We start from the raw sequence: 26,313 nt of genomic DNA, 5'->3' as shown, positions 1-26,313 counted from the left end.
TTTTATCCGCCAGTGACAGCGCCAGCTCCGCCGCCTGCGTCGCCATGGTGACGATAGGGTAGCGCACCGTGGTCAGGCGCGGTCGCACATAGCGGGAGATCAGAATGTCATCGAAGCCAATCAGCGAAATATCTCCCGGCACGTCAATGCCGTTATCGTTCAGCACCCCCATCGCTCCGGCGGCCATCGAGTCGTTGTAACAGGCGATCGCCGTAAAGTTACGCCCGCGTCCCAGCAGCTCGGTCATCGCCTGCTCGCCGCCGCGCTCGTCAGGTTCACCATAAGTGACCAGGCGATCGTTGCAGGGCAGGTCGTTCTCGCGCAGCGCATCGTAGTAGCCCTGCAGCCGATCTTCGGCATCCGAAATGGGGTGGTTGGAGCAGAGATAGCCAATACGGGTATGCCCCTGCTGGATCAGATGGCGGGTGGCAAGCCAGGCGCCGTAGCGATCGTCCAGCGCCACGCAGCGCTGCTCATAGCCGGGAATAATGCGGTTCACAATCACCATGCCGGGGATCTGCTTCATCAGATGCACCAGCTCCTCATCCGGCAGCTTTTTGGCATGCACCACCAGCGCCGCGCAGCGATGGCGGATCAGCTGCTCAATCGCCTGACGCTCTTTCTGCTCGTTGTGGTAGCCATTGCCGATCAGCAGAAAGTTGCCGGTCTGGTAGGCGACCTGCTCGACAGCTTTGACCATCGCGCCGAAAAAGGGATCGGAGACATCGCCCACCACCAGCCCGACGGTATCGGTGGACTGCTGAGCCAGCGCGCGGGCGTTGGCGTTGGGGTGATAGTTCAGGGATTCCATGGCAGTCAGCACGGCCTGGCGGGAGGTTTCACTGGCTTTTGGGGAGTTGTTGATCACACGTGAAACCGTGGCGACGGAAACACCCGCCAGTCGGGCCACATCCTTTATTGTCGCCATTCTCTACCTTCTTGTTAGGGTAAGCGTTTACACACTCAATAGTGTTGCGGAAAAGTGAGGTGTATTCAAGCGCAGGGCGGTGAGGCAATTCACAAAGGTGAGAAACGCTGGCGGAAACGGTGTAATCGTTACACAGCGAAGCGTGACAGAAGAGGGTGAATTTGAATCTTTGGTTACACTTTGCCTCAGGCTGTTGCGATTGTCTGCTGGCAGGGGTTTGGGCCGCGTTGCTACATTTGAGATCCCAGAGGTATTGATAGGTGAAGTTGACCCCGGGTTAACTGACACGCTTTACACCAGCCTGCGTTCTTACGCAGGTTTTTTTTGCTTGTTGTTCAACATGTAACAGCTATCGATAAAATTCACACCTGGTTGCACTTCGGCTCATTCCCTTGCTTTTTTGCGCTGGTGAAGTGGATTGCCCGGAGCCACAATCAAGATCCCAGAGGTATTGATTGGTGAGAATTCTTAGTACGTACTGCGTACTCATCTCTTGCACCAACCTGCGCAGATGCGCAGGTTTTTTTTTGTCTCTATCCGGTTGTCGCTCCCACCGCACTTCTCGTGTAATCTGCCACAATTTACCGTAACCCGGCTAATTGAAAGGCAAAGGGAGTTGAAATGTTATTTGGGTTTTTCCGCACGCTGTTTCGTATCCTCTTTCGCGTCCGTCTGACTGGCGACACCCAGGCTCTGCACGCAGAACGCGTTATTATTACCCCCAATCATGTCTCTTTTATTGACGGCATTCTGCTGGCGCTGTTTTTACCTGTGCGCCCGGTCTTTGCGGTCTACACCTCCATCAGCCAGCAGTGGTACATGCGCTGGCTGTCGAGCGTGATTGAGTTCGTTCCGCTCGATCCCACCAAACCGATGATGATCAAACATCTGGTGCGACTGATCGGGCAGGGACGCCCGGTGGTGATCTTCCCGGAAGGGCGCATCTCCATCACCGGCTCGCTGATGAAAATTTATGACGGCGCGGGCTTTGTGGCAGCGAAATCGGGCGCCACTGTGGTGCCGGTGCGCATTGAAGGCGCAGAACTCACCTTTTTCAGCCGCCTGAAAGGGCTGGTGAAGCAGCGCCTGTTCCCGCGTATTACCCTGCATCTGCTGCCGCCAACCACCTTGCCGATGCCCGATGCACCCCGCGCCCGCGACCGGCGTAAGATCGCCGGGGAGATGCTGCATCAGATCATGATGGAAGCCCGGATGGCGGTGCGTCCGCGTGAAACGCTGTATGAGTCGCTGCTGACGGCGATGTACCGTTATGGCGCGAAGAAAAACTGCATCGATGACATTAATTTTGCGCCTGATACTTATCGCAAGCTGCTGACCAAGACGCTGTTTGTCGGCCGTATTCTGGAGAAATACAGCCAGCAAGGGGAGAAGATTGGCCTGATGCTGCCGAACGCCGGGATCAGCGCGGCGGTGATCTTTGGTGCCGTCTCCCGTGGCCGTGTCCCGGCCATGCTCAACTACACCGCAGGGGTGAAAGGGCTCAGCAGCGCTTTCACCGCCGCGCAGATCAACACCGTCTTCACCTCACGCACGTTTCTCGATAAAGGCAAACTCTGGCATCTGCCGGAGCAGCTTACTCAGGTACGCTGGGTCTTTCTGGAAGATCTTAAGGCGGAGGTTACCCTCGGCGATAAGCTGTGGATCTTTGCTCACCTGCTGATGCCGCACCTGGCGCAGGTAAAACAGCAGCCGGAAGATGCCGCCGTGATCCTCTTTACCTCCGGCTCGGAGGGGAACCCGAAAGGGGTGGTTCATAGCCATAAAAGCCTGCTGGCTAACGTCGAGCAGATAAAGACCATCGCCGACTTCACCGCCCGGGATCGCTTTATGTCGGCGCTGCCGCTGTTTCACTCCTTTGGCCTGACGGTGGGACTGTTTACGCCGCTGCTGACCGGTGCCGAAGTGTTCCTCTACCCGAGCCCGCTGCACTATCGCATCGTACCGGAGCTGACCTATGACCGCAACTGCACGGTGATCTTCGGCACCTCGACCTTCCTCGGCAACTACGCCCGCTTTGCCAATCCGTATGATTTCCATCGCGTGCGCTACGTGGTAGCCGGAGCGGAAAAATTGCAAGAGAGCACCCGCCAGCTGTGGCAGGATAAATTTGGCCTGCGCATTCTGGAGGGCTACGGCGTCACCGAGTGCGCGCCGGTGGTCTCTATTAACGTGCCGATGGCGGCCAAACCGGGAACGGTAGGACGCATTCTGCCGGGAATGGATGCCCGTCTGCTTGCTGTGCCGGGCATTGAAGAGGGCGGACGTCTGCAGCTGAAAGGGCCGAACATCATGAACGGCTATCTGCGGGTCGAAAATCCGGGCGTGCTGGAAGCGCCAACGGCGGAAAACGCCAACGGCGAGGTGGAGACCGGCTGGTACGACACCGGCGATATCGTGCGCTTCGATGACCAGGGCTACGTGCAGATCCAGGGGCGGGCGAAGCGCTTCGCCAAAATCGCCGGTGAAATGGTCTCGCTGGAGATGGTGGAGCAGCTGGCGCTGGGGGTATCCCCTGACAAAATGCACGCCACCGCGGTGAAGGCCGACGCCAGTAAAGGTGAAGCCCTGGTGCTCTTTACTACCGACAGCGAGCTGAAACGCGAGCGACTTCTGCAACAGGCGCGCGAACATGGCATCCCTGAGCTGGCCGTGCCGCGTGATATTCGTTATCTCAAGCAACTTCCGGTGCTGGGCAGTGGTAAGCCGGATTTTGTCACCCTGAAAGGCATGGTTGAACAGGAGGAGCCGCATGATGAGTGAGTCAGTACCCACTAACACATCCATCTGGTCGAAAGGGATGATGGCGGTTATCGCCGCCCAGTTTCTCTCTGCCTTTGGTGATAACGCGCTGCTGTTTGCCACTCTGGCGCTGCTCAAATCCCAGTTTTACCCGGACTGGAGCCAGCCGATCCTGCAGATGGTGTTTGTGGGCGCTTACATCATTTTTGCTCCTTTTGTCGGCCAGGTGGCGGACAGCTTCGCCAAAGGGCGGGTGATGATGTTTGCCAACAGCCTTAAACTGCTGGGAGCGGCGAGTATCTGCTTTGGCGTCAATCCGTTTGTAGGCTATACGCTGGTGGGCGTCGGGGCGGCAGCCTACTCCCCGGCTAAATATGGCATTCTCGGTGAACTCACCACCGGCGATAAGCTGGTGAAAGCCAACGGGCTGATGGAGGCCTCCACCATTGCGGCGATCCTGCTGGGCTCGGTAGCCGGCGGCGTGCTGGCAGACTGGCACGTGCTGGCGGCGCTGGGGGTTTGTGCCGTGGTGTATGGCGGGGCGGTGATCGCCAATCTGTTTATCCCGAAACTGCCGGCGGCGCGTCCGGGGCAGTCCTGGCGCTTTACGCCAATGACCGCCAGCTTCTTTAACGCCTGTCGCGTGCTGTGGCGTAACGGCGAAACCCGTTTCTCGCTGATGGGCACCAGCATGTTCTGGGGCGCAGGGGTGACGCTGCGCTTCCTGCTGGTGCTCTGGGTGCCGACGGCGCTGGGCATTACCGATAACGCCACGCCGACCTATCTCAACGCCATGGTAGCGGTGGGGATCGTGCTGGGCGCGGGGGCCGCGGCGAAGCTGGTGACGCTGCAAACCGTTGCCCGCTGCATGCCTGCCGGGGTCCTGATCGGTCTGGTGGTGTTGATCTTCGCCCTGCAACATGCGCTGTTGCCTTCCTATGCGCTGCTCTTCCTGATGGGGATCTGCGGGGGCTTCTTTGTGGTACCGCTGAACGCGCTGCTCCAGGAGCACGGGAAGCATACCGTCGGCGCGGGAAATGCCATCGCGGTGCAAAATCTCGGCGAAAACGCCGCCATGCTGCTGATGCTCGGCCTTTACTCGCTGGCGGTGAAGGTGGGCGTACCTGTGGTGGGCATTGGCGTCGGGTTTGGCGGGCTGTTTGCGGTGGCGATAGCGGCGCTGTGGGTGTGGCAGCGTCGGCGGTGATGTGGTGGCGGCTACGAAATCCGCCTTTGTCCTTGTAGGCCCGGCAAGCGAAGCGCCGCCGGGCAACCATGCGACACCGGAGCGACTTGTCGAATGGCGGCTTCGCCTTACCCGACCTGTGAAACTAAAAAGGCAACTGTCGTTGCCTTTTTGCGTTTATTACGGTGCCGGATAGGTATATACCTGATGCACCGCCTCAATCTCCGCTAACACCTCTTCGCTCAACTCCAGATGGAAGCTTTCGATATTCGTTTTCAGCTGCTCCATGGTGGTCGCGCCCAGCAGGGTGCTGGCCACAAACGGCTGACGGCGCACAAAGGCCAGCGCCATCTGCGCCGGATCGAGCCCGTGACGTCTGGCGATATCGACATAGGCCGCCACCGCTTTTTGCGTCTGCTCGCCGCTGTACCGGGTAAAGCGGCTGAACAGGGTATTACGCGCTCCCGCCGGTTTTGCGCCGTTAAGATACTTACCGGTCAGCGTACCAAAGCCCAGGCAGGAGTACGCCAGCAGCTCAACGCCTTCATACTGGCTCACCTCCGCCAGACCCACTTCGTAGCTGCGGTTCAGCAGGCTGTATGGGTTCTGAATGGTCACGATACGCGGCAGGTCGTGCTTGTCTGCCAGGTGCAGATAACGCATCACGCCGAACGCCGTTTCGTTAGAGACGCCAATGTAGCGGATTTTGCCTGCGCGCTGGCACTCGGTTAACGCTTCCAGGGTTTCCAGCAGCGTGACAACGGGCGCACTGTCGCTCCAGCTATAGCCCAGTTTGCCAAAGCAGTTTGTTGCGCGCTGCGGCCAGTGAACCTGATAGAGATCGAGATAATCGGTCTGCAGACGCGTCAGGCTGGCGTCCAGCGCGGCGCGGATGTTTTTACGATCGAGGACCTGATTCGGGCGAATGCCGCTATCGTTATTGCGGGAGGGACCGCTGACCTTGGAGGCGACAATCAGCTTTTCGCGATTACCGCGCTTTGCCAGCCAGTTGCCGACATAGGTTTCAGTTAAGCCCTGTGTTTCAGGACGCGGCGGCACCGGGTACATTTCCGCGACATCAATCAGGTTAATGCCCTGGCTGACGGCGTAATCGAGTTGTGCATGGGCATCGGCTTCGCTATTTTGTTCACCAAATGTCATCGTGCCCAACCCCAGTTGGCTTATCTCAAGAGCGCTATGGGGGATACGGTGATAATGCATAGCCGGCTTCCTTATTTGACATGTTATCGGCGTCAGGAAATTCCCGACAAAGGACTATAAACATGACAGAGGGGAAGAGAAAAATCAAAAGGCCAGCAAGCCGCTGACCTTTACTATTATCTTTCTATAATCTGTGAAACTTCGTCGCGGTTAATCTGCATATTGTTACCCTGCTGATCGCGGTAGCTGACCAGCCCGGTATCATCGTCGACTTCGGGTTTGCCGTCGGTCAGAATCATACGACCATCTTTGGTCGCCATGACGTAGTCGCTGCTACAACCAGAAACGGCAAACGCTAAACCAACTGCCGAGATTATCACTGCCCATTTCTTCATTCTTGTTACCTCCGCCTGGCTCGTGTTAGTTATCAGTGTAGTAATAACTCTGCCGTTGTTTTTCTGAAAGTGGTCAATTCTGAAAAAACAGGGAAATATGTGATAAAAAGCAACATTCTGGCTAAAAAGTCAGGTATTCAACAGAAAGTGACGTGCCAGCAACGCGCCCGTGAAGTTTTTTTTCAGATAAAAGCCCCGGGGCAGGGTGAGGATCGGTTCGCCGCGTGCGCCAATGGCTTCGGTGAGCGCTTTACTGTTTGCGGCTTTTGGCCGTAGCTGGAGCACCTCGCCGTGGCGGGCAGTGATGCGCTCAACCTGACCCAGGACGATCATGTCCATCAACTCCTCCCAGTCCAGACGCAGCTGACGATCTTCTTCTTCGTTCGGGCTCCAGATCAGCGGGGCTCCCACGCGACGGGCGGCCAGCGGGATCGCGCGATCCCCCTCAACCGGGATCCACAGCACGCGTTTCAGCTTATGCCGCACGTGACTGCTCTCCCATGTGATCCCCGTATTGCCGGTTAGCGGCGCCACGCAGACAAACGTCGTCTCCAGGGGGCGGCCTGCGCTGTCGATGGGGATGGTCTTGAGCTCTACCCCCAGGGCGGCAAAATCCTGTTCAGGCTTACTGCCCGCGCTGGCACCCAGCCACAGCTCCAGCAGAACGCCTGTCCAGCCTTTATCGCGCTTAAGATCGGGCGGAATGGGCAGGCCTGCCAGGGCAGCGAGTTCACCCAGCGAATAGCCCGCCAGACGCTGCGCTTGTTGCAGTAACACCGCTTCTGTAGCAGGAGGCGAAGAGAGGGGAGCGAGGGGAAGCATGATAATTGCCTTTTGGTTAAAAAATGAACAGCAGTTTTCCACCGCACTGAGAGAGTTTATCTTTTTCTTTTTGCATGTGCCAGGTTAATGATTTATATGTATTTTTATGGCCACTTTCTACTGCGCTGCCGGTCGGTTATCCAGGTTGTCCAAATCTGGTCACTGACAATAAACAGGATCTTACACCCAGTTATCCACAGAAAAATGGGATAACTGGGAATAACCCCCACTACTGTTTCCATTTACAGCCTTGACGCGCGACGAAAATCGAAAATTCAGACAAAATGTGCCTAACTTATTGGCACAATCTGTGGATAAAACCGACGTTGCTCGATCTTTCATCAGCACAACGATCTTTCAGGTGACCTGCATCACACAATGCTGTGCATTTCACAGATAATCTCGTTTAAGCTAATGAAAAATAGAGAGTTGTAAAAAATGTCAATCTCTGCAATATTCAGAGTGATCTGGGTTGTCCATCGGTAATTCCATACTTCTTCACAACTCTATCCACAGAAAAAGTGTATAAAATTGCCCTTCCGGGCGGTCATCTGTTTATAACTCCGATGATAATTGTGAGTTATTCAAATGTTATTCGGCTCCAGGCCCGAAAGAGAGTGGTTTACCGCCTCACTGGAGTGTGAAACAATCATTTATATATAAGGTTTAGTTTGGGGTAGTCCGGTGATTGATGACGATGGCTACCGCCCGAATGTAGGTATCGTAATTTGTAATCGCCAGGGGCAGGTCATGTGGGCCCGGCGATATGGTCAGCACTCCTGGCAATTTCCCCAAGGGGGGATTAACCCTGGAGAGTCCGCAGAGCAAGCGATGTATCGGGAGCTGTTCGAAGAAGTTGGCTTAAGCCGCAAGGATGTTCGCATTCTGGCTTCGACCCGCAACTGGTTGCGTTACAAGTTACCGAAGCGTTTGGTGCGTTGGGACACAAAGCCGGTATGTATCGGCCAGAAACAGAAATGGTTTCTTCTGCAATTGGTGAGCAGCGATGCGGATATCAATATGCAAACCAGCAGCACGCCTGAGTTTGATGGCTGGCGCTGGGTCAGCTACTGGTATCCCGTTCGGCAGGTCGTGTCGTTTAAGCGCGATGTTTACCGCAGGGTGATGAAAGAGTTCGCAAGTGCCGTAATGATGCTTCAGGAGGTTCCTCCTAAGCCCCAGAGCGCACCTGCCTGGCGACGTAAAAGAGGTTAAGCTACGCACATTATGCTCACCCGCCTGCGCGAAATAGTCGAGAAGGTGGCCAGTGCCCCACGGCTCAACGAGGCGCTGGATATTCTGGTCACTGATATCTGCCTTGCGATGGAAACCGAGGTCTGTTCGGTCTATCTGGCCGACCACGACCGCAGGTGTTACTACCTTATGGCCACGCGCGGATTGAAAAAACCGCGTGGTCGCACCGTTGCGCTGGCGTTTGATGAAGGCGTTGTGGGTCTGGTCGGGCGTCTGGCCGAACCCATCAACCTTGCCGATGCGCAAAAACACCCCAGCTTCAAATATATCCCCTCCGTAAAAGAGGAGCGTTTTCGCGCCTTCCTGGGCGTACCGATCATCCAGCGTCGCCAGCTGCTGGGCGTGCTGGTTGTGCAGCAGCGCGAACTGCGTCAGTACGACGAAAGCGAGGAGTCATTCCTCGTTACGCTGGCCACGCAAATGGCGGCTATTCTCTCCCAGTCCCAGCTCGCGGCACTGTTTGGTCAGTACCGGCAGACGCGCATTCGCGCCTTGCCGGCCTCACCCGGCGTCGCGATCGCCGAAGGCTGGATGGACGCCACGCTGCCGCTCATGGAGCAGGTTTACGAAGCCTCCACGCTGGACACCGCCCTTGAGCGCGAACGTCTGACCGGCGCGCTGGAGGAGGCTGCCAACGAGTTTCGCCGCTACAGCAAGCGCTATGCCGCAGGTGCGCAAAAAGAGACGGCGGCGATCTTCGATCTTTATTCACACCTGTTGTCTGATGCCCGGCTGCGCCGGGAGCTGTTTGATGAGGTCGACAGGGGCTCGGTGGCGGAGTGGGCCGTCAAAAAGGTCGTCGAAAAATTCGCCGAACAGTTTGCCGCCCTGACCGATGGCTATCTCAAAGAGCGTGCCGGGGATCTGCGTACCTTAGGTCAGCGCCTGCTGTTCCATCTCGATGACACCATTCAGGCTGCCAATACCTGGCCGCCGCGCTTTGTGCTGGTTGCGGATGAGCTTTCCGCCACCACGCTCGCGGAGTTGCCGCAGGACAGACTGGCCGGGATCGTGGTTCGCGACGGCGCCGCCAACTCCCATGCCGCCATTATGGTGCGGGCGCTCGGGATCCCGACCGTAATGGGGGCCGATATTCAGCCCTCTGCACTGCACCGCCGAACGCTGGTGGTGGACGGTTATCGCGGCGAGCTGCTGGTTGATCCTGAACCGGTGCTGTTGCAGGAATATCAGCGGCTTATCAGCGAAGAGAACGAGCTGAGCCGTCTGGCGGAAGATGACGTCAACCAGCCCGCGGCGCTGAAAAGCGGTGAGCGCATCAAGGTTATGCTCAATGCCGGGTTAAGCCCGGAACATGAAGAGAAGCTCGGCAGCCGTATTGATGGTATCGGTCTCTACCGCACCGAAATCCCGTTCATGCTGCAAAGCGGCTTCCCCTCTGAGGAGGAGCAGGTAGCGCAGTATCAGGGCATGCTGCAGATGTTCAACGACAAGCCGGTGACGCTACGTACGCTGGACGTTGGCGCAGATAAGCAACTGCCCTATATGCCCATCAGCGAAGAGAATCCCTGCCTGGGCTGGCGCGGGATCCGCATTACTCTCGATCAGCCGGAGATCTTTTTGATCCAGGTGCGCGCCATGCTGCGTGCCAATGCGGCGACCGGCAACCTCAGTATTTTGCTGCCGATGGTCACCAGCATTGACGAAATCGACGAAGCCCGACGCCTTATTGAGCGCGCCGGACGCGAAGTCGAAGAGATGATCGGCTACGAAATACCGAAGCCGCGAATTGGCGTGATGCTGGAAGTTCCGTCGATGGTCTTTATGCTCCCGCAGCTGGCCACGCGCGTCGACTTTGTTTCGGTGGGCACCAACGACCTGACCCAGTACATGCTGGCGGTGGATCGCAATAACACCCGGGTGGCGAGCATCTACGACAGCCTGCATCCGGCGATGCTGCGCGCGCTGGCAATGATTGCCCGCGAGGCGGAAGCCAACGGTATTGATCTGCGTTTATGCGGCGAGATGGCGGGCGACTCAATGTGTGTAGCGATCCTGATTGGTCTCGGCTTCCGCCACTTGTCCATGAACGGACGTTCCGTTGCCCGCGTGAAGTATCTGCTGCGCCATATCGACTTTGAAGAGGCTCAGCAGCTGGCGAAACGCAGTCTTGAAGCCCAGCTGGCAACGGAGGTGCGTCATCAGGTGGCGGCCTTTATGGAGCGTCGCGGCATGGGCGGGCTGATCCGCGGCGGACGTTAGGCACCAGGTATCCCTCAGCGTCTGCGCCGGGGGATACAAACCCCTATACACATCTTTTACATCTCTGGCGCAACCTCCACGCTCGCTTGTGCTATGATTCGCAACTTTGGAGCGCAGGGTACTCCTCTGCGCGCTTCTCTACCGCTGTCCACTTTCAGCGGAATAACAACATCTTGTGGTGACAGATGAACAGTGGCTATCTGCATTTTCCGGAGTTTGATCCGGTCATTTTCTCAGTAGGACCCGTCGCGCTGCACTGGTACGGATTGATGTATCTGGTCGGTTTCGTCTTTGCCATGTGGCTGGCTGGCCGTCGCGCCAAACGCCCGGGCAGCGGCTGGACCAAAGACGAAGTGGAAAACCTGCTGTATGCCGGTTTCCTCGGCGTTTTCCTCGGTGGACGTATCGGCTATGTGCTCTTTTACAACTTCCCGGTCTTCCTGAACGATCCGCTCTACCTGTTCCGCGTCTGGGATGGCGGCATGTCCTTCCACGGTGGCCTGATTGGCGTCATTCTGGTGATGGTCATTTTCGCGAAGCGCACCAAACGCAGCTTCTTCCAGGTCTCTGACTTTATTGCCCCGCTGATCCCGTTCGGTCTGGGCGCAGGCCGTCTCGGTAACTTTATCAACGGCGAGTTGTGGGGCCGTGTCGACCCGAGCGTGCCGTTTACCATGCTGTTCCCGCAGTCCCGTGCCGAAGATATGGCCCTGCTGCCGTCGCATCCGGAATGGCAATCGATTTTCGATACCTACGGCGTCCTGCCGCGCCATATGTCGCAGCTGTATGAAATGGCGCTGGAAGGGGTGGTGCTGTTTATCATTCTGAACCTCTTCATCCGTAAACCGCGCCCGACGGGCTCTGTATCTGGCCTGTTCCTGATCGGTTATGGCGCGTTCCGCATTATCGTGGAATTCTTCCGCCAGCCGGATGCGCAGTTTACCGGGACGTGGGTCCAGTACATCAGCATGGGGCAGATCCTCTCCATTCCGATGATCGTCGCGGGTATCGCGATGATGGTCTGGGCGTACCGTCGTCCACAGCAACAGGTCTCCTGAGGAATCATGAAACAGTATCTTGAACTGATGCAAAAAGTGCTCGATGAGGGCACGCCAAAAAACGATCGTACCGGCACCGGTACCCTCTCCATTTTTGGGCACCAGATGCGCTTCAACCTGCAGGAAGGCTTTCCGCTGGTGACAACCAAGCGCTGCCACTTACGCTCAATTATTCACGAGCTGCTCTGGTTCCTGCAGGGCGACACCAACATCGCTTACCTGCGCGAGAACAATGTCTCTATCTGGGACGAATGGGCAGACGAGAACGGCGATCTGGGCCCGGTATATGGCAAGCAGTGGCGCGCCTGGCCGACGCCGGATGGCCGCCACATTGACCAGATCACCACCGTGATGAACCAGCTGAAAAACGATCCCGATTCACGCCGTATCATTGTGTCGGCCTGGAACGTGGGCGAACTGGATAAAATGGCCCTGGCTCCGTGCCATGCCTTCTTCCAGTTCTATGTCGCGGATGGCAAGCTCTCCTGCCAGCTCTATCAGCGCTCCTGCGATGTCTTCCTCGGCCTGCCGTTCAACATCGCCAGCTATGCGCTGCTGGTGCATATGATGGCCCAGCAGTGCGATCTGGAAGTGGGTGATTTTGTCTGGACCGGGGGGGATACCCACCTCTACAGCAACCATATGGAGCAGACCCATCTGCAGCTGACCCGCGAGCCGCGCGCGCTGCCGAAGCTGATTATCAAACGTAAGCCGGACTCCATTTTCGACTATCGCTTTGAAGATTTCGAAATTGAAGGCTACGACCCGCACCCGGGGATCAAAGCGCCTGTAGCGGTCTGATGCTGCAATCCTGACACAACCGGCGCACTCTGCGCCGGTTTTTTTATGCCTGTCGTCGCCTTTTGCGAGCCTGCGTCCGCGAGGATTGCAACGAGCTGCAATCCCTCATAAAGCGCGGAAAGTGCCTCGTAATTCGCTTAACGCCGCCTCGACCTGTTTCTTTCCCCCCGGCACACTGCCGCCATGAAAAAGGAAAAGGGGTTCACCCTCATGGAAATGCTGATCGCCCTCTCGCTCATCATGACGCTGAGCGCTGCGGGGCTGTACGGCTGGCGATCCTGGCAGCAGCAACAGCAGCTATGGCAGACGGCGCGCCAGGTGCGCGATTTTCTGGTGGTGCTACGCAATGATGCCTGGCGAAATAACCGCGACCATATCATCACACTCAAACAGGACGGCAAGCGGTGGTGCCTGTTAAAGACGGGGATTCCTGCGTGTGAGGCGGAGAGCGCCTTTGTGCTAATCCCGCAGTGGGCGGATATCAGCCTTACCGAGTTAACGCCGGGGTTGGGATTTTACGGTTTGCGGGATACCGCCTGGGCCGGAAGGGTGCGTCTGCAAAGCCAGGCCGGCGAGTGGCTTATTCTCATCTCCTCGTGGGGACGTATCCGGATGTGTAACGGCAAGGGGGCGTTCGCATGCCGGTAAAGCAGCGGGGATTTTCCCTCACGGAAGTGCTGATCGCGATGGCGATAAGCAGCGTGCTGCTGTTAAGCGCAGCGCGGTTTTTGCCCGCGCTCCAGCAGTCAGTCACGCGGCTCACGAAACAGCAGGAGCTTGAAGAAGAGCTTTGGCTACGTATAACCACTATCGGTAAACATCTGCAGCGGGCGGGGTATTGCGCGGGCGAGTGCACTGGCGAGGCGTTAAAAGTGGGGCAGGGTGGTGAATGTGTCATTGTGCAGTGGGACGAAAACAGCAATGGCCGCTGGGAAACCTCCCCGCCTGCTGCGGCGGAACAGACCGGGTTTCGCCTGAACGGCGGTGCGCTGGAAACAGTGCGCGGCGCGACAGAGTGTGGCGGCAAGGGGTGGGAGAGAATAACCGATCCCGACCGGATCACGGTCCTGCGTTTTCAGGTGCAGCGCATTGCCCGCTCAGACTTTGCGCCGGAACTGAGTCTGATGCTGTCGGCCGCCGTCAACGGAGAGCATGACGGCGGCGTTGAGATGCGCCACATCGTTACCGGGTTTAATTTATGAGCCGCGAGCGGGGAATGTCATCGCTGGCGCTGGTGCTCCTGCTGTTAATTCTGGGTAGCCTGATGCTGGCGGGACTTAACCAGCAGCTTGACGCGCTGCTGCGTATCGTCAGTGCAGAACGCCAGGCGATACAGCATCAGGCTGCCGCCCAGTCAGCGCTGGAGTGGGGAAGAACGCTCGACTGGCGAACGCAGGTGGACTATGCGTGCCAGCAGCATCCTCTGCACCCCTGGCGAGTCTGTTTGCGTCTGACCGGGGAGCGCGCACTGCTTATCGCCAGCAGCGACAGCATCACGTTGTGGCGTCTGGGCGAGGTAAAGGCAGACGGCGTACATTTTTTGCCCCACGGCTGGAGCGATTTTTGTCCCCTGAAAGAGAGAGCGTTATGTCAGCCACCGTAGCCAGACAGAAAGGGTTCAGCATCGTGGAGGTTCTGCTGGCAATGGTGCTGATGGTCATGGTCGTCACCGCGCTGGCAGGTTACCATCGTGTTTTAGCCAGTCGGTTTGTCGCGCTTGAGCAGTATCGCCAGCTCTGGCGTCATGCTCAGATGCTGTCCCAGCTGAGCGCCGGGGATGCGCCTGGCGGCTGGCAGGTAAACAGGATGCAGACAACACAGGCTGGATGTGTCAGCATCTCGGTCAAACTTATTTCTCCTCTGGGTCGGCAGGGTCAAATGACACGCCTGCACTGCCCGGTTAGCCAGTAGTTGGAGCAGCAATGTTAAGGGTCTACCACTCAAACCGTCTTGATGTGCTGGAAGCACTGATGGAATTTATTGTCGAGCAGCAGCGGCTCGACGATCCCTTTGAACCAGAGATGATCATGGTTCAGAGCACCGGTATGGCGCAGTGGTTACAGATGTCCCTTTCACAGAAGTTTGGTATCGCCGCCAATATTGATTTCCCGCTGCCGGCCAGCTTTATCTGGGATATGTTTGTCCGCGTACTGCCGGAGATCCCAAAACAGAGCGCATTCAGCAAACAGAGCATGAGCTGGAAGCTGATGTCGCTGCTGCCTGAGATGCTGACCCATGACGAGTTTGTCATGCTGCGCCACTATCTGAATGACGATACCGATAAACGGAAGCTGTTCCAGCTGGCGTCGCGTACGGCGGATCTCTACGACCAGTATCTGGTCTATCGGCCGGAGTGGTTAACGCGCTGGGAGGCGGGCGATCTTGTCGACGGTCTTGACCAGGCGCAAATCTGGCAGGCCCCGCTGTGGAAAGCGTTGGTCGCCCATACTGAAGCGCTGGGTCAGCCGCAGTGGCACCGCGCAAATTTATATGAGCGTTTTATCGCGACCCTGGAGTCCGCCTCTGAGACGCCTGCCGGTTTGCCGTCCCGGGTCTTTATCTGCGGGATATCCGCACTGCCGCCGGTCTACCTGAAAGCGCTGAATGCGCTGGGCAGGCATATCGACATTCATATTCTCTTCACCAACCCCTGCCGCCATTACTGGGGAGATATTCAGGATGCCCGCTGGCTGGCCCGCATGGTGACGCGCCAGCGTCGTCGCCTGTTTGACGACGGCACGGTACCGCTGTTTAAAGACAGCGAGACGGCCTCTGAACTCTTTGACGAACAGGGGATCCAGCACTTGCCGAACCCGCTGCTCGCCTCCTGGGGCAAGCTGGGGCGCGACTATATCTATATGCTCTCAGAGCTGACCGCCTCCGGTGAAGGAGATGTCGACGCCTTTGCGGATATCACCCCGGACAGCCTGCTGCATAACATACAGCGGGACATTCTGGAGCTGGATAACCGCGCGGTGACAGGCATCACCGCTACGGAGTTTGCCCGCAGTGACAGCAAACGCCGGCTCGATCCTGACGATCGCAGCGTGACCGTTCACCTGTGCCATAGCCCGCAGCGCGAAGTAGAGGTGCTACACGACAAACTGCTGGCGATGCTGGAGGAGGATCCACAGCTGACGCCGCGCGATATCGTGGTGATGGTGGCGGATATCGACAGCTACAGCCCCTATATCCAGGCCGTTTTTGGGAGTGCGACGGGCGACCGCTACCTGCCGTTTGCCATATCAGACCGTCGTGCGCGTCAATCGCACCCGGCCCTGCAGGCGTTTGTCAGCCTGCTTTCCCTGCCGGATAGCCGCTTCGTCCCGGAAGATGTGCTGGCCCTGCTGGACGTGCCGGTCCTGCCGGCTCGTTTTGATATTGACGAGGAGGCGCTGCGCTACCTGCGCCAGTGGGTTAACGAGTCGGGCGTGCGCTGGGGCATGGACGATGACAACGTGCAGGAGTTTGAGCTGCCCGTCACCGGCCAGCACACCTGGCAGTTTGGCCTGACGCGTATGCTGCTCGGGTACGCCATGGAGAGTAGCCAGGGGGAATGGAATGCCGTGCTGCCTTATGATGAGTCCAGCGGCTTAATTGCCGAGTTGGTCGGGCATCTGGCGTCACTGCTGATGCAGCTTAACCGCTGGCGTCGGGAGCTGATGAAAGCCCGCCCGCTCGACGAGTGGATGCCGGTATGTCGCGAGATGCTCAATGATTTCTTCCTGCCGGATCAGGAAACCGAAGCGGCGATGGCGTTAATCGAGCAGCAGTGGCAGGCGATCATCGATGAAGGGATCTCCTCGCACTATGGTGAAGCGATCCCCCTGTCATTGTTGCGGGATGAGTTAACCCTGCGTCTCGACCAGGAGCGTATCAGCCAGCGTTTTCTCGCCGGGCCGGTAAACATCTGCACCCTGATGCCGATGCGATCCATCCCTTTTAAGGTCGTCTGCCTGCTGGGCATGAACGACGGCATTTACCCGCGCGCGCTGGCGCCGCTGGGCTTTGATTTAATGAGTCAGAATGCGCAGCGCGGCGACCGCAGTCGTCGCGATGATGACCGCTATCTGTTCCTTGAGGCGCTGATCTCCGCGCAACAGCAGCTCTATATCAGCTATATCGGCCGCTCTATCCAGGACAACAGCGAACGGTTCCCCTCCGTGCTGGTGCAGGAACTCGTGGACTACATCGGGCAAAGCCACTACCTGCCGGGCGATGAGGCGCTCAACTGTGATGAGAGCGAAAAGCGCGTAAAAGCGCATATCACCTGTTGTCACAGCCGTATGCCGTTTGATGCGGAGAACTACAAGGCTAACGAGCAGCAGAGCTATGCCCGGGAATGGCTGCCCGCCGCGAAACGGGAGGGCGTAGCCCATGGCGACTTTATCCAGACGCTGAAGCCGTTGGCGCTTGATACCGTTTCCTTTGAACAGCTTCAGCGTTTCTGGGCGCACCCGGTGCGGGCGTTTTTCCAGATGCGGTTGCAGGTTAACTTCCGCTCCGAAGAGAGCGAGATCCCGGATGCCGAGCCGTTTACGCTGGATGGCTTAAGCCGCTACCAGCTCAATCAGCAATTGCTGAATGCGCTGGTGGAGCAGGAAGATGCCCAGAAGCTGTTCCGTCACTATCGCGCGGCAGGTCAACTGCCCTATGGCGCCTTCGGTGAGATCGTCTGGGAGGCTCAGTGTCAGGAGATGCAGGCCCTGGCTGGCCGGGTGATTGAGTGTCGTCAGCCGGGTACGAACATGGAGATCGATCTCAACTGCAACGGTGTGAACCTGACGGGGTGGCTACAGCACGTGCAGCCCGACGGGCTGCTGCGCTGGCGACCATCGATGCTTAGCGTTTCGCAAGGTCTGCAACTTTGGCTGGAACACCTTGTCTACTGTGCGAGCGGTGGCGAAGGTGAGAGCCGGTTATTTGTCCGCAAAGAGGGTGAATGGCGCTTCCCGGCGCTCTCTGCTGAACAGGCCATGAACTATCTGTCGCAGCTGGTTGAGGGTTACCAGCAGGGGATGAACACGCCGCTGCTGCTGCTGCCAGAAAGTGGGGGGGCATGGATTAAAACCTGTTATGACGCCTCAAATGATGCCATGTTAACGGATGAGGCGACCCTGCAAAAAGCGCGCAGCAAATTTTTGCAGGCCTACGAAGGCAACATGATCGTCCGCGGGGAAGGTGACGACGTCTGGTATCAACGCCTGTGGCGAACCCTTGAACCGGAGTACTTCGAGGCCATCACCAACGAGGCCCGACGCTACCTGTTACCGCTCTATAAATTTAATCAGTCCTGACGGCTGTATAAAAATTGCACGGATTTGGGCATTCATTTATGATGCGCAACTTGTCATGGACTGATGTACCAAAACAAAGAGATGCTGGCGTGTCCGGCACGAAGCTTGTTAATGATGATGTCCGTGATGAAGAGGTAGTGAATGCCAGGCAGCACCTTATTGAAAACGTTAGTTTTGTTCGTCGCTCTTTGGGCCCCCCTCAGTCAGGCAAATACCGGTTGGCAACCCGTTCAGGAAACGATCCGCAAAAGTGATAAAGATACCCGTGAATATCAGGCGATCCGCCTTGATAACGGGATGGTCGTGCTGCTGGTTTCCGATCCGCAGGCCGTAAAGTCACTGTCGGCGCTGGTGGTGCCGGTGGGCTCGCTGGAAGATCCTGAATCGCATCCCGGTCTGGCCCACTATCTTGAACATATGACCCTGATGGGCTCAAAGAACTATCCGCAGCCTGACAGTCTGGCCGAATTTTTAAAGATGCACGGTGGCAGCCATAACGCCAGCACCGCGCCGTACCGCACGGCTTTTTATCTTGAAGTGGAAAACGATGCGCTGGAAGGTGCCGTCGATCGTCTGGCGGATGCCATTGCTGCCCCGCTGCTGGATAAAAAATATGCCGATCGTGAGCGCAATGCCGTTAATGCGGAGCTGACGCTGGCGCGTACCCGGGACGGGATGCGGATGGCGCAGGTCAGCGCCGAAACCATCAACCCCGCGCACCCTGGATCGCGTTTCTCCGGCGGAAATCTTGAGACGCTGAGCGACAAGCCGGGCAGCCCGGTGCTTGATGCGCTGCACGCGTTTCGCGACAAATACTACTCCGCTAACCTGATGAAGGCCGTGGTCTACAGCAATAAGCCGCTGCCGGAACTGGCGCAGCTGGCTGCCCAGACCTATGGCCGGGTGCCGAATAAAAATATTACCCGCCCGGAAATCACCGTGCCGGTGGTCACCGACGCGCAGAAAGGCCTGATCATTCACTACGTTCCCGCGATGCCCCGCAAGGTGCTGCGCGTGGAGTTCCGTATTGATAACAATACGCCGCAGTTTCGCAGTAAAACCGACGAGCTGGTTAACTACCTGATTGGCAACCGTAGCCCGGACACCCTCTCCGACTGGCTGCAAAAGCAGGGGCTGGTGGAAGGTATTCGCGCCGACTCCGATCCCGTCGTTAACGGCAACAGCGGTGTGCTGGCGATCTCCGCCACCTTAACCGATAAAGGTCTGGCCCATCGCGATGATGTCGTCGCCGCGATTTTCAGCTACCTTTCCCTGCTGCGTGAAAAAGGGGTGGATAAACGCTACTTTGACGAGCTGGCGCACGTGCTGGATCTCGACTTCCGTTATCCTTCCATTACCCGCGATATGGACTATGTCGAGTGGCTGGCTGACACCATGATCCGCGTGCCGGTTGAGCACACACTGGATGCGGTCAATATCGCCGATCAATATGATGCCGACGCCGTCAAAGCCCGACTGGCGATGATGACGCCGCAGAACGCCCGTATCTGGTATATCAGCCCGAACGAGCCGCATAACAAGACCGCTTACTTTGTGAACGCCGACTACCAGGTGGACAAAATCAGCGAGCAAACTTTTGCCGACTGGCAGAAGCGAGCCGCCGGGATCGCCCTTAAGCTGCCGGAGGTGAACCCTTACATCCCGGACGACTTTACCCTTATCAAACCGACTAAAGATTATCCACAGCCGCAGCTGATTGTGGATGAGCCTGACCTGCGCGTGGTCTATACCCCGAGCCGCTATTTCGCCAGCGAGCCAAAAGCCAACGTCAGCATGGTGCTGCGTAACCCTGCGGCGATGAATACCGCTAAAAACCAGGTGATGTTTGCGCTGAATGACTATCTGGCCGGTATCGCGCTGGATCAGCTCAGCAACCAGGCCGCGGTAGGCGGGATCGGTTTCTCCACCAACGCCAATAATGGCCTGATGCTCAACGCCAACGGTTACACCCAGCGTCTGCCGCAGCTCTTTAAGGCGCTGCTGGAAGGCTATTTCAGCTACACCGCCACCGAGGAGCAGCTGGAGCAGGCTAAGTCCTGGTATGCGCAGATGATGGATTCCGCAGAAAAAGGCAAAGCCTTCGATCAGGCTATTATGCCGGTGCAGATGCTCTCGCAGGTTCCCTACTTCCAGCGCGAGGAGCGCCGGGAACTGCTGCCGTCCATCACGCTGGACGACGTAATGGCCTACCGTGCCGCGCTGAAGACCAATGCCCGTCCGGAGTTTCTGGTGGTGGGCAACATGAGTGAAGATCAGGCGAAAACCCTGGCGCAGGATGTGCGTACTCAACTGGGTGCGAAGGGGTCCGAATGGTGTCGTAACCAGGACGTGCTGGTCGAAAAACAGCAGAACGTGATTTTCGAAAAAGCGGGCAGCAGCACGGATTCCGCTCTGGCAGCGGTCTTTGTCCCGACCGGCTATGACGAATACGCCAGTTCAGCATACAGCGCCGTACTCGGACAGATCGTGCAACCCTGGTTCTACACCCAGTTACGTACCGAAGAGCAACTGGGCTATGCCGTCTTTGCCTTTTCGATGAACGTTGGTCGCCAGTGGGGGATGGGCTTCCTGCTGCAAAGCAGTGATAAACAGCCAGATTATCTCTGGCAGCGTTTCCAGGCCTTCTTCCCGCAGGCAGAAGCGAAGCTGCGTGCGATGAAGCCGGAAGAGTTTGCCCAGATTCAGCAGGCGGTCATTGCCCAGATTATGCAACCGCCGCAGACGCTGGCTGAAGAAGCATCAAAAATCAGCAAAGATTTTGATCGGGGTAATATGCGCTTCGATTCGCATGATAAAGTAGTGGCCGAGATAAAACAGCTCACGCCACAGAAAGTGGCCGACTTCTTCCACCAGGCCGTGGTCGCCCCGCAGGGGATGGCTATCCTGTCACAGGTTTCCGGTAGCCAGAGTAAGAAAGCCGATGTCACCCCGCCTGCGGGCTGGACGGTATGGAAGAGCGTGAGCGCATTGCAGCAATCTTTGCCCAGGAGTAAGAACGAATGACCGATACCGCTGAGTCCCTTAACCCCTTACGTTTACCGTTACAGGGGGAGCGACTGATAGAGGCCTCAGCGGGAACCGGAAAAACCTTCACCATCGCTGCACTCTATCTGCGACTGCTGCTCGGTCTGGGCGGCAGCGCGGCGTTTAGCCGCCCGCTCAACGTGGAAGAGCTGCTGGTGGTGACCTTCACCGAAGCCGCGACGGAAGAGCTGCGCGGACGTATCCGCGCCAACATTCATGAGCTGCGCATCGCCTGCCTGCGACAGAGTACAGATAACCCGCTGTATGCCAGCCTGCTGGATGAGATTGACGATAAACAGCAGGCGGCACAGTGGCTGCTGCTGGCGGAACGGCAGATGGATGAGGCTGCCGTGTTTACTATCCACGGCTTCTGCCAGCGCATGCTCAGCCTGAATGCGTTTGAATCAGGCATGCTTTTTGAGCAGCAACTTATCGAAGATGAATCCCAGCTGCGCTACCAGGCGTGCGCCGACTTCTGGCGTCGCCATTGCTACCCCCTGCCACGTGATATCGCCGAAGCGGTACACAATCTCTGGAAAGGCCCGGACGAGCTACTGCGGACCATCGATCGCTATCTGCAGGGGGAAGCCCCGGTCATCAAATCTGCCCCGCCTGCGGACGAAACGCTGGCTTCACGCCATGAGAAGATTGTCGGCCTGATCGCCGCCATGAAACAGCAGTGGTCTGACAGCGTGGCGGAAATCGAGGTGGTGATTGAACGCTCCGGCATCGATCGGCGTAAATTCAACCGCGGCAACCAGGCAAAATATATCGAGCGCGTTACGGCCTGGGCTCAGGAAGAGAAGCACAGCTATCAGCTGCCTGACGCGCTGGAAAAATTCTCCCAGTCGTTCCTTGCCGAGCGCACGAAAGCGGGCGGCGAGGTACCGGAACACCCGCTCTTTTCCGCCATCGATAACCTGCTGGCAGAGCCGTTAACCCTTAACGATCTGATGATCACCCGTGCGCTGTCGGAGATCCGCGAAGCGGTGGCGCGGGAAAAGCGCCGTCGCGGTGAGCTGGGCTTCGACGATATGCTCAGCCGTCTCGATGACGCCCTGAACAGCGACAATGGCGAGGCGCTGGCCGCCGCCATCCGGACCCGTTTTCCGGTGGCGATGATCGATGAATTTCAGGATACCGATCCCCAGCAGTACCGGATTTTCCGCCGCATCTGGCGCCAGCAGCCGGATACCGCCCTGCTGCTGATTGGCGACCCGAAACAGGCGATCTACGCCTTCCGTGGGGCGGATATTTTCACCTACATGAAAGCGCGTGGCGAAGTGGCCGCGCACTATACGCTGGATACCAACTGGCGCTCGGCCCCCGGCATGGTGGAGAGCGTGAATACGCTCTTTTCACAGATGAACGACGCTTTCATGTTCCGTGAGATCCCCTTCTTACCGGTCAAATCTGCCCCGAGAAACGCCACGCTGCGCTTCGAGTATAAAGGCGATTTCCAGCCCGCGATGCGCATCTGGCTGATGGAGGGCGAGGGGTGTGGCGTCGGAGATTACCAGACCTTTATGGCCCAGCACTGCGCGGCGCAAATCCGCGACTGGCTGAGCGCTGGCGTGCGCGGCGAAGCCATTCTGCACCGGGGCGACGATGCCCAACCGGTGAAGGCGTCAGACATTACGGTGCTGGTGCGCAGCCGTCAGGAGGCGGCGTTGATCCGTGATGCGCTGACCCTGCTGGGCATTCCTTCGGTCTATCTCTCCAACCGCGACAGCGTATTTGAAACGCTGGAAGCCCAGGAGATGCTCTGGCTGTTGCAGGCGGTGCTGGCGCCGGAGCGTGAAAGCACCCTGCGCAGCGCCCTGGCAAGCGCCATGCTCGGCCTTAACGCCCAGGATATCGATACGCTGAATAACAGTGAGACACTCTGGGATGAGGCGGTGGAAGAGTTTACCCGCTACCGTGAGCGCTGGCAGAAGCGGGGCGTAATGGCGATGCTGCGCGACCTCATGACCCAGCGCAACATCGCCGAAAATATGCTGGCGACCGCCGGAGGGGAACGCCGCCTCACCGATATTCTGCATATCAGCGAACTGTTGCAGGAGGCGGGGGCCCAGCTTGAGAGTGAATATGCCCTCGTGCGCTGGCTGGCGCAGCACATTGCCGAGCCGAACAGCAACGCCTCAAGCCAGCAAATGCGTCTCGAAAGTGACAAGCATCTGGTTAAAATCGTCACCATTCACAAATCGAAAGGGCTGGAGTATCCGCTGGTCTGGCTGCCCTTTATTGCCAACTACCGGGTTCAGGATCAGGCCTTTTATCACGATCGTAAGACCTTCGAAGCGGTGCTCGACCTCAGCAAGGCCGATGACAGCGTGGAGCTGGCCGAAGCTGAACGGCTGGCGGAAGATTTACGCATGCTCTATGTGGCACTGACCCGTTCGGTGTGGCACTGCAGCTTAGGCGTGGCGCCGCTGTTCCGTCGGCGTGGCGAAAAATCGGGTGACAGCGACGTCCACCTGAGCGCGCTTGGACGCCTGATCCAGCGCGGCGAGCCGAAAGATGCCGCCGGTCTGCGCCAGTGTCTGGAGGCGTTATGCAATGACCACATTGCATTGCAGGTTGCCGATGTGGCAGACGCCGCCCGCTGGCATATGCCGGATCCGGTGATGCCGGATCTGCAGGCGCGGCAGGTGGCTCGCATGCTGTATGACGACTGGCGTGTCACCAGCTATTCCGGACTTCAGCAGCACGGGCACAGTATCGCCCAGGATCTGATGCCGCGCCTCGATGTTGATGCCGCAGGCACCGGCGAAGTGCCGCAGGAGCCAGAGCTGACGCCGCATCAGTTTCCGCGCGGCGCCTCGCCGGGCACCTTTTTACACAGCCTGTTTGAAGCACTCGATTTTACGCAGCCCGTCTCCCCGGAGTGGGTGCTGGAGATGCTGCAAAAAGGGGGGTACGATGCCCGCTGGGAGCCGGTGTTAACCCGCTGGATCGCGCAGGTGCTGGAAACTCCGCTCAATGAGGAGGGGATCTCACTGAGCCAGCTGACAGCCGCTGATAAGCAGGTTGAGATGGAGTTTTATCTGCCCATCGCCGGGCCGCTCACCGCCGGGGCGCTGGATGCGTTGATCCGCGAGTACGATCCACTCTCCCGGGGCTGCCCGCCGCTCGATTTTCGTCAGGTACGCGGCATGCTGAAAGGCTTTATCGACCTGGTCTTCCGCCATAATGGCCGCTATTACCTGCTGGACTATAAATCCAACTGGCTGGGTGAAAACAGCGAGGCCTATACCCCGCAGGCTATGGCCCGGGCGATGCAGTCGCACCGCTACGATCTGCAGTACCAGCTCTACACCCTGGCGCTGCACCGATATTTACGTCACCGTATTGCCGACTATGACTATCAACACCATTTCGGTGGGGTGATCTACCTGTTTTTACGTGGCGTCGATGGCAGCTCGCCGGGCGCCGGTTGCTTTGCCACCCGTCCGGATGAAGCGTTAATCGAACAAATGGATAGCCTGTTTTCCGCCAGCAACGAGGAGCTAACACAATGACGATGCAGGAACACTTGCTGGAAGCCGTAGAGCAGCGCGTGCTGCGTCGTCTGGATGTACAGTTTGCGATGATGGTAGCAGGGAACGACGAACCGGCGGTGATGCTGGCGGCGGCAATCTTAAGCCGTGATGCGGGAGAAGGGCACGTTTGCCTGCCGTTGTCCCGGCTGCGTGCCGAGGCGAAAAGCGCCGCGCTGCAGGCCTGTTTTGCGCTGTTTGACCAGGAGCCGGACTGGACCGCTACGCTGCTGCGCTCCCGCGCGGTGAGTGCAGGGGATGAACCGACGCCGCTGGTGCTCACCGGCGAACGGCTCTACCTCAACCGGATGTGGCGCTATGAGCGGGCGGTGGCCCGCTTCTTTAGCGAAGCCAACCAGCCTTTGCCCCATGACAGCGCCGACGTTCAGCGCACGCTGAATGCGCTGTTCACCTCTGATGAATCCGTCAACTGGCAAAAGGTGGCTGCGGCAGTCGCGTTAACGCGGCGTATTTCCGTGATCTCCGGCGGGCCGGGGACCGGCAAAACGACAACCGTTGCCCGCCTGCTGGCGGCGCTGATCCAGATGGCGGGAGAGGAGAAATGCCGGATCCGGCTGGCGGCCCCCACCGGTAAAGCGGCCGCTCGTCTGACCGAATCCCTGGGCGGCGCGCTGCAAAAACTGCCCCTGACCGAGGCCCAGCGCGCGCGATTCCCGACGGAAGCGAGTACGCTGCACCGTTTGCTTGGCGCGCAGCCTGGCAGCCAGCGCCTGCGTTACCATGCAGGTAATCCACTGCACCTGGATGTGCTGGTGGTGGATGAGGCGTCGATGATTGATCTGACGATGATGTCGCGTCTGATCGATGCCCTGCCGCCTCATGCCCGGGTTATTTTCCTCGGCGATCGCGACCAGCTGGCCTCCGTCGAAGCGGGCGCGGTGCTGGGTGACATCTGTACCTGGGCCAGCGCCGGCTTTACGGTCCGGCGCGCGCAGGAGCTTGCCAGCATGACGGGATGCGAGATGGAGGGCAACGTCAGCCCGGTCGCGGGTGCGCTACGCGACAGCCTGTGCCTGCTGCAAAAAAGCTACCGTTTTGGCAGCGATTCTGGCATCGGGCAACTGGCGGCCGCGGTCAACCGGGGCGATCGCCACGCTATCCGCTCGGTATTTGATGGCAAATTCAGTGATATTGAGAAAAAGCAGCTCCAGAGCGGGGAAGAGTATCTGGCGATGCTGGAAGATGCCCTGCAGGGGTATCAACATTTTCTCGACAGCGTGCAGCAGCAAGCCTCCGAAGCGGAGATCCTGGCGGCATTTGGCCGCTACCAGCTGCTTTGCGCCTTACGGGATGGCCCCTTCGGCGTCGCCGGGCTCAATGAAAAGCTCGAGCAGGTCCTGGCGCAAAAAAGCCGTATTGGCCGTCAGCCGCATTCACGCTGGTATGAAGGCAGGCCGGTGATGATTTCACGTAACGACAGCGCGCTCGGCCTGTTTAACGGCGATATCGGGATTGCGCTGGACCGGGGTCAGGGACTGCGCGTCTGGTTCCAGATGCCGGATGGCAGCGTGAAGTCCGTGCAGCCCAGCCGCCTGCCGGAACATGAAACCGCCTGGGCCATGACGGTGCATAAATCCCAGGGCTCTGAGTTCGATCACGCGGCGCTGATTTTACCTAACCAGATGTCGCCCGTCGTGACCCGCGAGCTGGTCTATACCGCCATTACCCGCGCCCGTCGGCGGTTGTCGTTGTATGCGGATGAAGGGGTGCTGACCCAGGCTGTCACTACCCGTACAGAGCGACGCAGCGGCCTGAGCGCGATTTTTGAAGCCTTATAAGCGTGTGAAAAGCCGGGCGGCGTTTGCCCGGCCTGTGGGTGATGACCG

18 protein-coding genes are annotated in these 26,313 nt (G+C 58.2%); 14 read left to right on the top strand and 4 right to left on the bottom strand.

The features are described 5' to 3' along the window. The coding region (gene galR, locus WFM46_RS09010) for an HTH-type transcriptional regulator GalR (RefSeq protein WP_336997455.1) at window positions 1-928 on the bottom strand (928 nt) is incomplete at its 3' end. A 621-nt stretch (window positions 929-1,549) separates the two neighbouring features. On the opposite strand from galR, the gene aas reads away from it, so the two are divergent. Both aas and lplT read left to right on the top strand, forming a co-directional pair. Next, window positions 1,550-3,709 (top strand): bifunctional acyl-ACP--phospholipid O-acyltransferase/long-chain-fatty-acid--ACP ligase, encoded by a 2,160-nt coding sequence (aas, locus tag WFM46_RS09005; RefSeq protein WP_336997454.1) that lies wholly within the window; start codon window positions 1,550-1,552, stop codon window positions 3,707-3,709. Then, window positions 3,702-4,895, top strand: coding sequence for a lysophospholipid transporter LplT (gene lplT / locus WFM46_RS09000; RefSeq protein ID WP_336997456.1), 1,194 nt, complete (start codon window positions 3,702-3,704; stop codon window positions 4,893-4,895). Before aas ends, lplT begins: the two co-directional genes overlap by 8 nt. A 159-nt stretch (window positions 4,896-5,054) precedes the next feature. Here lplT and WFM46_RS08995 read toward each other — a convergent pair whose 3' ends face one another. The 3 genes from WFM46_RS08995 to mutH form a co-directional block, all read right to left on the bottom strand. Beyond that, window positions 5,055-6,095, bottom strand: coding sequence for an NADP(H)-dependent aldo-keto reductase (locus WFM46_RS08995; protein WP_103180970.1), 1,041 nt, complete (start codon window positions 6,093-6,095; stop codon window positions 5,055-5,057). A 116-nt stretch (window positions 6,096-6,211) separates the two neighbouring features. Further along, window positions 6,212-6,430, bottom strand: a complete 219-nt coding sequence (locus WFM46_RS08990; protein ID WP_039029896.1) for a YgdI/YgdR family lipoprotein — start codon at window positions 6,428-6,430, stop codon at window positions 6,212-6,214. Window positions 6,431-6,559: 129 nt separating this feature from the next. Then, window positions 6,560-7,252, bottom strand: a complete 693-nt coding sequence (gene mutH, locus WFM46_RS08985; RefSeq protein ID WP_103822739.1) for a DNA mismatch repair endonuclease MutH — start codon at window positions 7,250-7,252, stop codon at window positions 6,560-6,562. A 684-nt stretch (window positions 7,253-7,936) separates the two neighbouring features. Between mutH and rppH the strand changes: the two genes are divergently transcribed. From rppH to recD, 12 genes are all read left to right on the top strand, one after another. Beyond that, complete coding sequence (gene rppH, locus WFM46_RS08980; protein ID WP_103180968.1) at window positions 7,937-8,467, top strand: RNA pyrophosphohydrolase; 531 nt, start codon at window positions 7,937-7,939, stop codon at window positions 8,465-8,467. Window positions 8,468-8,479: 12 nt separating this feature from the next. Next, window positions 8,480-10,726: a phosphoenolpyruvate--protein phosphotransferase gene (gene ptsP, locus WFM46_RS08975; protein WP_159339815.1), complete on the top strand. Its 2,247-nt coding sequence runs from the start codon at window positions 8,480-8,482 to the stop codon at window positions 10,724-10,726. Window positions 10,727-10,911: 185 nt separating this feature from the next. Then, window positions 10,912-11,784: a prolipoprotein diacylglyceryl transferase gene (gene lgt, locus WFM46_RS08970; RefSeq protein WP_103180966.1), complete on the top strand. Its 873-nt coding sequence runs from the start codon at window positions 10,912-10,914 to the stop codon at window positions 11,782-11,784. 6 nt (window positions 11,785-11,790) lie between these two features. Then, the gene (gene thyA, locus WFM46_RS08965) at window positions 11,791-12,585 is read left to right on the top strand and encodes a thymidylate synthase (protein WP_103180965.1); all 795 of its coding nucleotides are present in this window, start codon (window positions 11,791-11,793) and stop codon (window positions 12,583-12,585) included. Window positions 12,586-12,768: 183 nt separating this feature from the next. After that, the gene (locus WFM46_RS08960) at window positions 12,769-13,233 is read left to right on the top strand and encodes a prepilin peptidase-dependent protein (RefSeq protein WP_103180964.1); all 465 of its coding nucleotides are present in this window, start codon (window positions 12,769-12,771) and stop codon (window positions 13,231-13,233) included. Next, window positions 13,224-13,787 carry a prepilin peptidase-dependent protein gene (locus WFM46_RS08955; RefSeq protein ID WP_336997453.1) on the top strand — a complete coding sequence of 188 codons (564 nt, stop codon included), beginning with the start codon at window positions 13,224-13,226 and terminating at the stop codon, window positions 13,785-13,787. Before WFM46_RS08960 ends, WFM46_RS08955 begins: the two co-directional genes overlap by 10 nt. Then, the gene (locus tag WFM46_RS08950) at window positions 13,784-14,188 is read left to right on the top strand and encodes a DUF2509 family protein (RefSeq protein ID WP_336997452.1); all 405 of its coding nucleotides are present in this window, start codon (window positions 13,784-13,786) and stop codon (window positions 14,186-14,188) included. Before WFM46_RS08955 ends, WFM46_RS08950 begins: the two co-directional genes overlap by 4 nt. Beyond that, complete coding sequence (locus WFM46_RS08945) at window positions 14,173-14,496, top strand: prepilin-type N-terminal cleavage/methylation domain-containing protein (RefSeq protein WP_336997451.1); 324 nt, start codon at window positions 14,173-14,175, stop codon at window positions 14,494-14,496. The genes WFM46_RS08950 and WFM46_RS08945 overlap by 16 nt, the downstream gene beginning before the upstream one ends. 11 nt (window positions 14,497-14,507) lie before the next feature. Further along, on the top strand, window positions 14,508-17,882 hold the full coding sequence (gene recC / locus WFM46_RS08940) for an exodeoxyribonuclease V subunit gamma (RefSeq protein ID WP_336997450.1): 3,375 nt from the start codon (window positions 14,508-14,510) through the stop codon (window positions 17,880-17,882). Between the two features lie 141 nt (window positions 17,883-18,023). Further along, window positions 18,024-20,906, top strand: a complete 2,883-nt coding sequence (gene ptrA / locus WFM46_RS08935) for a pitrilysin (RefSeq protein WP_336997449.1) — start codon at window positions 18,024-18,026, stop codon at window positions 20,904-20,906. Next, window positions 20,903-24,448: an exodeoxyribonuclease V subunit beta gene (recB, locus tag WFM46_RS08930; protein ID WP_336997448.1), complete on the top strand. Its 3,546-nt coding sequence runs from the start codon at window positions 20,903-20,905 to the stop codon at window positions 24,446-24,448. The genes ptrA and recB overlap by 4 nt, the downstream gene beginning before the upstream one ends. Then, window positions 24,445-26,265: an exodeoxyribonuclease V subunit alpha gene (recD, locus tag WFM46_RS08925; RefSeq protein WP_336997447.1), complete on the top strand. Its 1,821-nt coding sequence runs from the start codon at window positions 24,445-24,447 to the stop codon at window positions 26,263-26,265. Before recB ends, recD begins: the two co-directional genes overlap by 4 nt. The last annotated feature ends 48 nt before the right edge of the window (window positions 26,266-26,313 follow it).

It is taken from the genome of Leclercia sp. M50 (genome assembly GCF_037150775.1).
Lineage (GTDB): Bacteria > Pseudomonadota > Gammaproteobacteria > Enterobacterales > Enterobacteriaceae > Enterobacter.
Note: the sequence above shows the minus strand (reverse complement) of the source record. Positions and strands in the feature narration are given on the sequence as shown.